This window comes from Pseudoalteromonas aliena, from assembly GCF_038155085.1.
GTDB classification, from domain to species: domain Bacteria; phylum Pseudomonadota; class Gammaproteobacteria; order Enterobacterales; family Alteromonadaceae; genus Pseudoalteromonas; species Pseudoalteromonas aliena_A.
In genome coordinates, this window is sequence record NZ_JBAKAU010000011.1 from 44,487 (window position 1) to 57,522 (window position 13,036).

The 13,036-nt window shown below is 40.1% G+C and carries 12 protein-coding genes; 8 read left to right on the top strand and 4 right to left on the bottom strand.

Annotated features, from left to right (window positions below):
- Positions 1-26: 26 nt before the first annotated feature.
- Positions 27-1,064 (bottom strand): polysaccharide deacetylase family protein, encoded by a 1,038-nt coding sequence (locus V6260_RS11865; RefSeq protein ID WP_341594284.1) that lies wholly within the window; start codon positions 1,062-1,064, stop codon positions 27-29.
- On the opposite strand from V6260_RS11865, the gene dinF reads away from it, so the two are divergent.
- Positions 1,044-2,378: an MATE family efflux transporter DinF gene (dinF, locus tag V6260_RS11870; protein WP_341594285.1), complete on the top strand. Its 1,335-nt coding sequence runs from the start codon at positions 1,044-1,046 to the stop codon at positions 2,376-2,378. The two genes, V6260_RS11865 and dinF, sit on opposite strands and share 21 nt — an antisense overlap.
- Position 2,379: 1 nt before the next feature.
- Here the strand turns inward: dinF and V6260_RS11875 are convergent, their stop codons facing one another.
- On the bottom strand, positions 2,380-2,649 hold the full coding sequence (locus V6260_RS11875; protein ID WP_211001331.1) for a hypothetical protein: 270 nt from the start codon (positions 2,647-2,649) through the stop codon (positions 2,380-2,382).
- A 9-nt stretch (positions 2,650-2,658) separates the two neighbouring features.
- Positions 2,659-3,234 (bottom strand): Fe-S biogenesis protein NfuA, encoded by a 576-nt coding sequence (nfuA, locus tag V6260_RS11880; RefSeq protein WP_211001330.1) that lies wholly within the window; start codon positions 3,232-3,234, stop codon positions 2,659-2,661.
- Between the two features lie 146 nt (positions 3,235-3,380).
- On the opposite strand from nfuA, the gene V6260_RS11885 reads away from it, so the two are divergent.
- The 4 genes from V6260_RS11885 to V6260_RS11900 all read left to right on the top strand — a co-directional run bounded on the left by V6260_RS11885 (position 3,381) and on the right by V6260_RS11900 (position 10,213).
- Positions 3,381-5,936 carry a M14 metallopeptidase family protein gene (locus tag V6260_RS11885; RefSeq protein ID WP_341594287.1) on the top strand — a complete coding sequence of 852 codons (2,556 nt, stop codon included), beginning with the start codon at positions 3,381-3,383 and terminating at the stop codon, positions 5,934-5,936.
- A gap of 177 nt (positions 5,937-6,113) precedes the next feature.
- Entirely contained in the window at positions 6,114-7,481 is a 1,368-nt protein-coding gene (locus tag V6260_RS11890) for an alkaline phosphatase PhoX (RefSeq protein ID WP_341594289.1), read from the top strand.
- Between the two features lie 112 nt (positions 7,482-7,593).
- Positions 7,594-7,899, top strand: coding sequence for a hypothetical protein (locus tag V6260_RS11895; RefSeq protein ID WP_341594291.1), 306 nt, complete (start codon positions 7,594-7,596; stop codon positions 7,897-7,899).
- 193 nt (positions 7,900-8,092) lie between these two features.
- Complete coding sequence (locus V6260_RS11900; protein ID WP_341594293.1) at positions 8,093-10,213, top strand: TonB-dependent receptor; 2,121 nt, start codon at positions 8,093-8,095, stop codon at positions 10,211-10,213.
- Positions 10,214-10,222: 9 nt separating this feature from the next.
- Here the strand turns inward: V6260_RS11900 and V6260_RS11905 are convergent, their stop codons facing one another.
- Positions 10,223-10,900, bottom strand: coding sequence for a ComF family protein (locus V6260_RS11905; protein ID WP_341594294.1), 678 nt, complete (start codon positions 10,898-10,900; stop codon positions 10,223-10,225).
- A 74-nt stretch (positions 10,901-10,974) separates the two neighbouring features.
- Here V6260_RS11905 and bioH point away from each other — a divergent pair, with 74 nt between their 5' ends.
- The 3 genes from bioH (at position 10,975) to V6260_RS11920 (ending at position 12,970) form a co-directional block, all read left to right on the top strand.
- Positions 10,975-11,712, top strand: coding sequence for a pimeloyl-ACP methyl ester esterase BioH (gene bioH / locus V6260_RS11910; RefSeq protein ID WP_341594296.1), 738 nt, complete (start codon positions 10,975-10,977; stop codon positions 11,710-11,712).
- Positions 11,713-11,802: 90 nt separating this feature from the next.
- Positions 11,803-12,111, top strand: a complete 309-nt coding sequence (locus tag V6260_RS11915) for a hypothetical protein (RefSeq protein ID WP_007584971.1) — start codon at positions 11,803-11,805, stop codon at positions 12,109-12,111.
- A 4-nt stretch (positions 12,112-12,115) separates the two neighbouring features.
- Positions 12,116-12,970 carry a putative metalloprotease CJM1_0395 family protein gene (locus V6260_RS11920; protein WP_341594297.1) on the top strand — a complete coding sequence of 285 codons (855 nt, stop codon included), beginning with the start codon at positions 12,116-12,118 and terminating at the stop codon, positions 12,968-12,970.
- The last annotated feature ends 66 nt before the right edge of the window (positions 12,971-13,036 follow it).

Consider the following 13,036-nt stretch of genomic DNA (forward strand, 5'->3'; position numbering starts at 1 on the left):
TAACCCAGCCACTACTCTATCGGTTTTTAAGATTTAGGAGCTTCAATTACCCAAGGCTGTGAAAACCAAAAATAATCACCAGGACTTGAAATAGAAGGCGCAGTGCAATTAAAGCGTGAACGGCCTTTATTAAGTACTTTTGGTGAGGTTATTTCTACTGTGCTTTCACTGATCCAGTTTAAATCTGCTTGGCCTACGCTTGATACGTAACAAGCAAATTGGCTTTTATGAAAGTCACCCATATTAAACTCAATTGTAAGCATAGGTGGGTTTTGCTCTGTCACGCTGTCTTTGTAAGTTAGTTTAGTAATATTAAAAGCCCGCGAATTAAGCTTAGTAATAAGTGTTTCTAATTTACTGTAAAAACCAGATGCCGGAAAACGCGGTAAACGGCTAAAGTTAGAGTCTTTATTTACCGCTCCTGAGTGCTGGCCAATACCAATAAAGCCAAGGTCTGTTACCAGTGCTTGTAGCTCGTTATTAAACTCACCATACGGATAGGCTAAGTATTTGTAATCTTGTCCGGTTTCTTCTTTTATACGTTTTTGCGAATCTAAAATGTCTTTTTTAATACGAGAGCGCCACTGAGCATTTGTTTCGTTTTCAAGCGTGCGATGTAAGTAGTCGTGTTGCCCACTGTGATTAGCAATCAGCGCGCCTTTTTTAGCGAGTTCTCTGAGTTTATCCCAACCCATAACGTAGCTCTTGCCTTCGTCTATTAATTTTGGGTTTACAAAAATAGTGTATGGGTAGCCAAATTTTTCTAAAATAGGCGCTGCTTGTTCGTAGTTATTGTTGTAGCCGTCATCAAAAGTAATGGCAACGGTTTTATCGGGCAGGGTTTCACCTTGCTTTAGAGCGCTAATTAACTCATTAAGCGCAATAACGTTAAAGTTGTGCTCTTTTAAATAACTCAAATGCTTAGTAAATGTATTTGCACTAACGCTTGTTACGGCGGGCAGGGTTTCGCTAACATGATGATACTGTAAAATAACGGCTGCTTGAGCACGTACAGATACACTAATGAGGATAAATAATACTAAATGAAACAATTTCTTATACATAATAAGGCACACCATAAAAGCTTGCTGTTGTTAGCGGGTCCGATGATACTATCAAATATCACAGTGCCATTGTTAGGAATTGTTGATACCGCCGTAATAGGGCACTTAGGTAGCGCTCATTACTTAGCGGGTATTGCCCTAGGCTCCGCTGTTATTTCTATTTTATTCTGGCTCGCTGGTTTTTTAAGAATGAGTACCACGGGACTGGTTGCTCAAGCATATGGAAAAAACGATTTAACTCAGCTTGCTGCTTTACTTAAACGAAGCTTATTGCTTGCAAGTGCAGTTGCTGTGTTATTAATTGTGTTATCCCCCTTAATAAAACACGCTATAGCTTACCTTTCAGCTGCGCATAACGATGTACTTATTCAAGCCTATCAGTACTTTAGCATTCGAATTTTTAGTGCTCCAGCAGCATTGTGTAATTTAGTGTTACTCGGTTGGATGCTCGGCGTGCATTATGGCAGGGGACCATTTTATCTTTTATTAGTGACTAATATAACTAACATCGTGCTCGATATTTACTTTGTTGTGTACTTAGATTGGGCGGTTGCAGGGGCTGCATGGGCATCACTTATTGCTGATTATACCGCTTTAGTATTTGCTTTGATTTTGGTCGTAAAACTAGCTAAAAAACAAGGGATTAAATTAAACACTCCTCATTGGCTTAGCATGAGTAAAATGACTGAGTTACTTAGCTTAAACCGCGATATATTTATTCGCTCTTTAATACTGCAATTATGTTTTAGCTTTATGACATTTTATGCGGCGCGTATTGGCGAAACCACACTCGCCGCTAATGCTGTATTACTTAACTTTTTAATGTTGGTGAGCTTTGCCCTAGACGGAATTGCGTATGCCGCAGAGGCTAAAGTGGGGCAGGCGAAGGGCCAACAAAGCGTTAAAAAAATAAGGATGTGGGTTAAAATTAGTGTGTTTTGGGGAATGCTTTTTGGCATTTTATACAGTGCCTTTTTTGCATTATTTGGCAGCACTATAATCAAGCTTTTAACTAATGTACCAGAAGTAATACAAGAGGCTATTCACTATTTACCTTGGGTAATTGTATTGCCTATTTTAGCGATGAGCTGCTTTTTGTTTGACGGCGTATTTGTTGGTTTAACACGCGCTAAAAATATGCGTAACAGTATGATACTTTCAGCTGGTGTAGGATTTTTTGGTGTGTTTTGGGTATTTATTGATTGGCAAAACAATGGACTATGGCTTGCAATGAGCTGCTTTATGTTAATGCGTGGTGTTACATTAATTATTAAATATCAGCGCTTAAAAGCAAATAACCAATTATTGGATTAGGTTACTTCCATAGGTCAGGGTCGTGATTTTTAGGGCCCATATCTTTTAAAACCTGAGAAAAGCGATTGGCAAAAATACCGCTATAGCCCCAAGCAGCAAAAAAAAGTGCAGGGATTAAAATAACAATACCGATAATTTGTAAACTGAAGTGGGTGTAGTACCCAATAGATATGAAAATCACGGCTAGCACAAACAGTGCTAAGCCGCGAAAAAAGCGCTTTAAGCTCAGCTTAGGATTGCTTCCTAAGCGATAAATAAGCTGCTTTAGCATCAATAATGCTTAATAGTAAGAGTGATCGCCTGCTTGGTGCTCTGTAATATCGGCAACACCAGTGATTTCTTCAAACTTAGCTATCATCTCTTTTTCGATGCCTTCTTTAAGTGTTACATCGATCATAGAACACCCATTACAACCACCACCAAATTGAAGTACAGCAATACCTTCGGCTGTTACTTCTACAAGGCTTACTTGACCACCATGGTTAGCAAGTTGTGGGTTTACTTCTGTTTCAAGCATGTGTTGTACGCGCTCGTTTAATGTAGCGTCTTCGCCAATTTTACGTGCTTTAGCATTGGGTGCTTTTAGTGTTAACTGAGTGCCCATTTTGTCGGTAACAAAATCAATTTCAGCTTCTTCTAAAAATGGTGCACTTTCTGTATCTACAACGGCATCAAAACCATTAAAGTTTAAGCGAATGTCACTGTCTTCAACAGCGTCTTCTGGACAATAAGAAACACCACACTCCGCTTGTGATGTACCAGGATTTACAACAAACACACGAATGTTGGTTTGCTGTGATTGATCTGCTAAAAGTTTAGCAAAATGCGCTTGTGCTGTTTCGGAAATTGAAATCATAAAACCGTCTATACTTGACTAAATTACTCGGATACTGCATATCATACTCCGCTCATCGTGTTGCGGCTAGTGTTGAGCGTAAAAAGTTGGCATCTATTTTAAGCAATGCTAGCGTGCAAATAACAAACATTTTTAGAGTGATTTATATGCGCTGGATAGTAACTATAATGGTGGCAATGCTTAGCTTTTCAAGTATTGCAAAACCACTTTCGTATTATTTTGAACAAGATATAGAATTTGATAAAAGTATTCCCACACCCGAGCAAGTGCTTGGCTACGAAGTGGGCGAATGGCATGTAAGGCACGACCAACTCGTGCGCTACATGGAAATACTTGCCGATAAAAGCGATAGAATAAGCTTTGAAGTAATAGGGCGTACGCACGAGCAGCGCCCTTTAGTGATGCTGAGTATTAGCACGCCTGAAAAACTGGCCAATTTAGAGCAAATTAGACAGACCCACTTAGCACGCTTATCAAATAATGATAAAACTAAAACCAGTGCAGAGCAGCCTGCAGTTGTTTGGATGGGTTATAGCGTGCATGGTAACGAGTCGTCAGGTAGCAATGCCGCTTTGCTGGTGGCTTATTATTTAGCTGCCGCACAAGGTGCTGAAATAGAAAAGTTACTAAATAATACTGTTATTTTACTCGACCCTTCGCTTAACCCCGACGGCTTAGCGCGTTTTGCTAATTGGGCTAATAGTAATCGCGGTATGAACTTATCGAGCGATCCTCAAACCCGTGAACATGTTGAGAGCTGGCCAAGTAGCCGTACTAACCATTACTGGTTTGATTTAAACCGTGATTGGCTATTACTACAACATCCAGAATCACGCGCACGTATTGCTAAATTTCATCAGTGGAAGCCAAATGTTTTAACTGATTTTCATGAAATGGGACCAAACAGCAGCTACTTTTTTCAACCTGGTATAGCGAGTCGCAAGCACCCAATTACCCCAGATGAAAACGTAACACTCACCAAAGCAATTGCGAACTATCATGCAAAAACCCTTGATGAAAATAACGCGCTGTATTTTACAGAGGAAAGCTTTGACGATTTTTATTACGGTAAAGGTTCAACTTATCCCGATGTTAACGGCGGAGTCGGTATTTTATTTGAACAAGCCAGCTCGCGCGGCCACGTACAAGAAACCATAAACGGCACGCTTACATTTCCTTTTACAATAAAAAATCAGCTTTTAACGAGTTTATCTACTTTTGAGGCCGCTGTTGATAATCGCGAGGCTTTATTAAACTACCAAGCTAAGTTTTACAATCAAGCAATTGATTTAGCAAAGGATGAAAGTTTTGAAGGTTACGTAGTGGAAGGTGCTAAAGACAGCACGCGCATTAAGTTATTTTTAAATCTATTAAAGCAGCATCAAATAAACGCCTACCCACTTACGAAGTCGCTAAAAGCTAACGGTAAAAGCTTTTCTACTAATAGTTATTTTGTACCATTGGCTCAGCCTCAATTTCGTTTAGTGAAAGCTATTTTTAGCGAACAAAAAAACTTTGTTGATAACACGTTTTACGATGTATCGGGTTGGACGCTTGCCCATGCGTTTAATTTAGAGTTTGCGCAGGTAAAAAGTAGCAGGGGCTTAGAAGTGGCAAGTACTGAGTGGAAAAAAGCTGTAAAGCCTTCATTCGCTTCATTAAAACAGGAGTATGCATTTGGCTTTGCATGGGATGATTACTTAGCGCCTAAAATGCTAAATAGTCTTTTAAAGCAAGGTATTAAAGCACGTGTTGCACTAAGTGGTTTAACGGCTCAATCACGTTCGGGAGAAATAAAATTTTCACCGGGCAGTATTATCGTACCTGCTGGGCTGCAAAATAACAGCGATTGGGTCGCTATATTAAATAAAGCCCAAACTCAATTTGGCATTGCTATTCAGCCTATTACAACAGGCCTAACACGTGAAGGTGCTGATTTAGGGTCGCGCACTATGGCGGTACTAGAAGAGCCTAAAGTGTTACTTGTAGGCGGTAAAGGCGTTAGTCAGTATGAAGTTGGCGAAGTATGGTACTACCTTGACCGTTTTGTGGGTGTTGCGCCTACGATTGTTGAAATGCAGCGTTTAAATAGCTTGGATTTAACTAATTACACACACATTGTACTTACGAATGGTAATTACTCTGGCCTGGCTGATAGCGAAAAAGTGGCTATTAAAAGCTGGGTAAGAAAAGGCGGTGTGATTTGGGGCCACAAAGGCGGGGCTAAATTTTTAGCTGATCAGCAATTATTAAAAGCCAGCTACTTATCGCGTCAAGATGTAGCGAGTGCGTTTAATACGCAAGGGTTAAACTACGCTGATAAAGATCATTTAGCAGGGCGTCAGCGCATTGCTGGTGCTATTTTTAATACTCAGGTCGATACAACACACCCACTTACGTTTTCACTTAATCGCGATACATTACCCGTGTTTAAAAACAGTACGTGGTTATTAGAAAAGTCAGATGCTCCGTTTGTAAATATTCTTACTTATCCACAAAAACCGCTGCTAGCAGGCTTTACTGATGGGGTAAACGAGGAGCAAATTGCGGGTGGTGCAGCTATGATTGCTCACTCGTACGGACGAGGAAGTGTTATCGCTATGACAGATAACCCTGTGTTTAGAGGGTATTGGTATGGTACGAGCCGCTTACTAAGTAACGCTTTGTTTTTTGGCCATACATTCAGAGTAAATGGCGGTTAATATTATTTATATTTAAAACAGGCTGCTAAGGCCTGTTTTAAGCCACAGGGTTTTATACATTTGTGGTTAGTTTTAAATATGACATTTCTATGAATTTACAATGCAAACGCATTTTAGTTCGTCATTTTAATTTACTATCTACCCTCTTTTAAAAGCATTATCGCTATAGGTTTCATTATGGTTTCCAGAAGACAGTTTCTTTTAAGCGCAGGTACGCTTGCATTTATCGGCCTTTCTAAAAGCGCATTTGGTAAAGTTACTTTAGCTAACTTAGCAGATAGCGTATATGCATACGGTGGTTTAATTCCTGATACAAAAAAACTACTCGATTTACCAGCTGGTTTTAGCTACAAGGTTATTTCTCAATTGGGCGATACTATGGATGATGGCTTAAATGTACCGGATAAAGCCGACGGCATGGGTTGTATAGCACTTGACGAAGACACTGTCGCGTTAGTTCGTAACCACGAACTTTCACCTAAAAATATTAAGCACGCAGCCACTAGTATTCAATTGCATAAAACACCGTTAGCGTATGATGAATTTGAAGATGGCGTGGCGTTACCTGGCGGCACAAGCCATGTAATTTACAATATTAAAGAGCACAAAAAAGAGCAAGAATATTTATCCTTATGTGGAACAATACGTAATTGCTCTGGTGGTATTACTCCATGGGGGAGTTGGCTTACTTGTGAAGAAACAGTCGCTAGTCAGGCCGATGGATTAGGCAAATCTCACGGTTATATATTTGAAGTACCTGCTACGGCAAAAGGTTTGGTAAAACCAGAACCACTTGTTGCAATGGGCCGATTTAATCATGAGGCTGCCGCGATAGATCCACGTACAGGCATTGTTTATCTTACTGAGGATAGGGGGGATAGTTTATTTTATCGTTTTATTCCTAATGAATATGGCAAACTTAATAAAGGTGGCCAGTTGCAGGCTATGGTTATTAAAAAACACGCTCAATTTGATACCCGAAATTGGAGTGAAACTGCAATGCTTAAACACACACAAATGGAAGTTGAGTGGATTGACTTAGATGATCCACAGAGCCCAAAAGATGATTTAAGAATAAGAGGTCATAAACAAGGGGCGGCACTGTTTGCCCGTGGAGAAGGTATACACTGGGGCAATAACGAGCTTTATTTTTGTTGCACTAACGGCGGTAAAAAGCAGCTAGGCCAAGTAATGAAATATCAGCCATCGGAATTTGAAGGCGCTGATAATGAAAGCTCTTCACCAGGTAAAATAGAATTATTTGTAGAAAGCGAAGACGAGTCGTTATTTAACTTTGGTGATAATTTAACTGTTGCACCTAATGGTCATCTTATTGTTTGTGAAGACCAATATACAGATGTAGTAGATAACCATTTACGGGGTGTTACACCTTCCGGAGAAGTGTATACGTTTGCGCGCTTAGCTGAGCAAACAGAACTAGCCGGCGCTTGTTTTTCACCGGACGGGACAACGTTATTTGTAAATGTATACTCGCCAGCTAAAACGCTCGCCATTACTGGGCCTTGGACTCGCTTTAAAGCATAGCTATATAACCTGTTAAGCGCCTATATTCGTAGTGCTTAACAGGTTTATTATGTGTATAAATAATAAATTATTCTATCGACACATCCTATAGTAACGTTATAGTATATCTATTATGCAAGCATCTGTTTTACATTCACTTAGAAACCACAAAACACTATTAAACTATAGTGCGGTGTTTTTTTTGTTGTTCAGTGTTTTTTCTGTATGGCACGATACTGCACATGCCTTAAAAACTGAGCAAGAATGTGAGCTGTGCTTAAGCTCCCTTGATTTAGAACATTCTATACCTGCCAAAGTAAGCCTGTTTGCGCTAAGCACAGATTATTTTTCTGCAATACAATTTAGTAGCCAGCACTTTTACAGTGAATTTGTGGCTATTGCAGGAAACAGAGACCCTCCAATTGTTATCTTAAATTAACCAGATCTCTAATTAAGTGGCTTTCTAACCAATTAAAGTTGTGTTGATATTTAAATTATTTTGCTAGCGAAAGATTTTCAGTGCGCGAAATAAATTTATGATTCAGAGATCTGGTTAAGTTCATCAGTTAAAACATCCTTAGCACTCTTAATAATAACGAGTGTGTTTTATTGTGTACTTTAGAGATAACAAAATGAAAAGTAACTATTCACCTTTAGTAATCGCTTTATTAGCAGCAATGAGTAGCACGGCGTATGCCGATGAAAAAAACCTTCAAAAAGACGAAACAGACATTGAAAGAGTCTTAATTACAGCGTCGCCAATAAAGCGTACGGTGCTTGAGTCAAGCACCCCTGTAACAATTTTAAGTGGCGAAGAGTTAGATCAAAATCAAGCTGCAACGTTAGGCGATACATTAAAAAGTGTACCTGGGGTACACAGCTCTTATTACGGACCTGTGGCAAGTAGCCCTATTATTAGAGGCTTAGATGGCCCAAGAATTAAAGTGGTTCAAAATGGTTTAGGTGCATCTGATGCATCGCGTGTAGGGCCTGATCATCAGGTTTCAACCGAAACATCTACAGCCACCCAAATTGAGGTATTAAGAGGCCCAGCTACGCTTTTATACGGCAGCGGTGCTATTGGCGGAGTAGTAAATGTGGTTGATAACCGCTTACCCGCGCAAAGGCAAGAAGGCGTAAGTGGTGAAGTATTTGCGCAGTACGATAATGTTGCAGATGCTAAAACTCTTTCAACAGATTTAAACGCAGGTTCCGGCGACTTTGCTTTTCATATTGATGGGTATACCCGTAAAACCGATGATTACAAAATCCCTGTACCAGCAGATATTGATGAAGAAGGTGGCAGTACTACACTTGCAAACTCAAATATTGACGCAAGTGGCTATAACCTAGGCGCAGGCTGGATAACTGATGATATGCGCGTTGCTTTTTCGTATGGGCATATGGACTCTGACTATGGCTTACCGGGTGAAGAGGGCGTATTTATAAAGCTCAACCAAGATCGCTATCAAGGCGTAGTGGATTGGAATAATTTAGATGGCTTTATACAAGCAGTGCATTGGCAAAATGCTTATACCGATTACGAGCACTCTGAAATTGAAGGGGCCGAAATTGGCACTACTTTTAAAAACGAAAGTATAGAGTCAAGGTTGTGGGCTGAGCATGCACCTATTTATGGCTGGAAAGGGATTGTGGGCTTACATTATAACCATAGCGATTTTGAAGCGATTGGCGAAGAAGCATTTACGCCTCCAACCAAAACAAACAGCATTGCTGCATTTTTAATGGAAGAGAAAAAAGTAGGCTCGCTATTGTGGCAAGTAGGTACTCGTGTTGAGCAGTCAACACATAATGTAAACAATGACTTTTTTACAGCCCTTAGTTCGTCTAACTCAGTTTCTTTTGACGATAAAGATTATGACGCGGTTTCAGGCTCTGCTGGTGTTGTATGGAGTGTCAATGATAGACACTCATTAGCTTTTAATTACGCATATTCACAGCGTGCACCTTCAGCTTCAGAAATATATGCATATGGGCCCCATATTGGCTCTGGCACTTATGAAGTTGGCGGTGGATTTGAGCTTAGTAACAACGCCGGTCAATATAGTGTTTTTCAATCTAATGAAAGTATGGATAAAGAGGTTTCAAATAATTTAGACCTTACATATAGATATACCGGTGATACATGGAACGCTAACGTTAGCATCTTTAATAATGATATTAGTGACTATGTTTTTGAAAGCTTCACAGATTTAGTTATCAGTGATGGTACTTTTATTTCCTCAGCCGATTACGAAAACCAAGTGGCTGTTTCAGGTGAACCTGACGACGAAGCTGATGGCTTGCCTGTCGTGTTGTTTGCACAGCAAGACGCTCGTTTATATGGATATGAAGCGCAGGTAGATTGGCATTTAAACGATGATTGGCGCTTAGAAGTATTTACCGATTATACGCGCGCTAAATTAGACTCAGGCGGTAATGTACCAAGAATACCACCAATGAGAGTTGGCTCGTCAGTACATTATGAATATGGAAACTGGCACACTGAGATGGAGGTTATTCGTAACGCTAAACAAGACAAATTATCGGATAACGAAACTTCAACAAAGGGTTATACCATGCTATCGGCCTCAGCTAATTATTATCTAGATTTAGGTGATGTAGATATGACCATTTATATAAAAGGCGATAACTTAACTGATCAAGAAGGGCGAGTGCATTCATCGTACTTAAAAGATGAAGCTCCTTTACCGGGACGCTCAGTTAGTTTAGGCGTAAGAGCTCGTTTTTAATTGAAATAATTAAAGCGGCGTTAAACAGGTGGTAAATGCCCACACATGTTTAGCGCCCGCTTGTTTTAAAGCCTGCGTAGCAGCATTAAGTGTAGCGCCTGTTGTCATCACATCATCAATAATAGCAATTGTTTTACCGCTCATATCCTGTGTACAAATAAAAGCATTTTTTAAATTTTTAACTCGCTTAGCCTTTGAAAGTTCAGATTGCGCTTGCGTTTTTTTATTGCGAATAAGGCTGTTATTTAAAGGTGCAATTTTAATCAATAAAGGTTGCCACACTTGGGTTACTTGATTAAAACCACGCGTAACAAATCGACTTTTATGTAACGGTAAAATAATAAAGAAATCTGGCAGAGTAGGGCTTTGCTCAAAAAACTGCTTGAGCTGCTTTTTAATGATTTGTTGTAATGCCTTTTTATAATGAATTTGATTATTAAATTTAAGCTGTTTAAGCCAGAGCTCAAAAGGTGCTTGATAAAATGCACAAGCAAATAACGTATCAAACTCACAGTTAGGGAACATGTCAACAATATCAGGTCGATGCAGTAAGTTTTTATGCGCTGTAAAATCAAATAATGGTAAGTCTTCAAGGCAAAAACTACATAACCCTAAATTAGTAGTAATAGGGCTTTGGCATTGCACGCAGTATGAAGGAAATAACCAATTTAAAATCGCCAGTTTCATTGATACAACCTTCGCATTGCAATCGCCTTTTTAAACGCTATGATGAACCTAAGTTTGGTAAAGGTTTGGTAAATATGCAAAATGAGTTAGTGCTATTGCACGGATGGGGAATGAACCAAGGCGTTTGGCAATTAATAAAGCCAGAGCTAGAGTTTTTATATTCAGCAAATGTACGCAGTCTTGATTTACCAGGATTTGGTGATAGCCCAGCTTGCCCAACGCCCTATACTTTACATGATGCGGCAGCACTTTTAAGTGAGCAACTAAAGCCAGACTCTATTTTAATGGGGTGGTCGTTAGGTGGCTTATTTGCTCTTTATATTGCTAAGCATTGGCCAGAAAAAGTATCAAAAGTAATTTTAATTGCCTCAACCCCTTTTTTTGCTGAGGCAGATAATTGGCCGGGAATAAAAGCGAATGTATTGGCGCAGTTTAAAGAGCAGTTAGTTAATCATCGAGAAAAAACAATAGAGCGCTTCTTAGCTATTCAAGCGATGGGTAGCGAGTCGGCGCGTGATGATATAAAGCTGCTTAAACAATTACTAAATCAGTACAGCGCACCACAAAGCGAAGCTCTGAGTGCAGGTTTAGGTATTTTACAAAATGACGACTTGCGTGACTTATTTGCACATTGCCCTGTGCCTATTAAAGCCATATTTGGCCGGTTAGATGCGTTGGTGCCGTACAAAGCGATTAGTAAAATGGCAGCACTAAATACTGACTTTGAATACGAGGTGATAGATAAAGCCTCACATGCGCCGTTTATTTCTCATAAAGATGAGTTTTTATTTACCGTTAAATCAATGCTTTAAAATAGAGCTAAGAATAGCGCTGTTTAAAGCTTTATTTTGAGCAGAACCTGAGCGATAATTAAACAATGTTTATTTGGTGGAGGTTTTAATATGCCAATCGGATCTGTATTTAATAGTGGTGTTGAAGGGTTTAATCGTGCAAGCCAAGGTATTGAAAAAGCCAGTGCTGAGATTAACCGTGCCAGTATAGAACAGCAAGATGACGCGCAATTAGCGCAGCAACGTCAGCTTACAGCAGCACGCCCTGAAGAAGCTATTACTGCACCTGTAGCACAGCCTGCTCGTGTTGATGAAGCGCTTGTTAACTTAAAAGTTGAAGAGTTTAATGCCAAGGCAAATACTCAATCAATTCAAACGGCCGATGATGTACTTGGCACGTTAATCGATATTAAAGTTTAGTATTATGAATATTGTCACACCATTTCCGTCTATCAATATAAACACTGCAAATGTTTATACGGAAACTGCACGGCGTGACAACCAACTACGCGAAGTTATTCCTGCTCCCGCATCTAGTAGCGCAAGCAATACTGAAACTAAAGCTCAAAGCGACGCTGAAAAAGCTAAGCTGCCAGGCAATAATAGTGATGTATCGACTTATGATGCCAGCGGTAAACTAGCTGACGATAAAGCAGTTGGGCAGCGTGAAGGCAGTTCAGAAAATTCAGAGAGTGCCGACCAAGAGGCCGAGCAAGAAGCGTCTCAACAAGAAACTGAGCAAGAAGAGCAACAGCTCGAACAAGAACAACAACAAATTAAAGAACTTAAAGCTCGCGATACGGAAGTACGTGTGCACGAACAAGCTCATGCTGCTGTTGGCGGGCAACATGCAGGATCGCCGAGCTATGGTTATGAACGAGGTCCGAATGGCATCAACTATGCTGTAAGTGGTGAGGTACAAATTGATGTATCTGAAGTCCCCAACGACCCGCAAGCAACAATAGATAAAATGCAAACGGTACGCGCTGCCGCATTAGCGCCTGCAGAGCCATCGGGAGCTGATCGCTCTATTGCCGCAGATGCTACGCAAAAGCTAGCAGCGGCTCAAGCTGAGCTTGCACAACCTGAAAAAGACGACGACGCAAAAAGTAAACTTGAAGCGTCATTCTCTAGTGATGAAAGCAGCGATACAAAAACAGCTAAAAGTGATGAGCAAACTCGTGGTGCTGATGTTAAGGCAAGGGCGGGGCGTATTGCTAACTTTTATCAAATGGCTACATCGCCAGCAAGCCAAAGTAGTTTTTCAGCGTTAAGCTAATCATTTAGCAAAATGTAACTACAAAAAAACCGCTTACGCGGTTTTTTTCGTTTTAGTTTAGCTGAA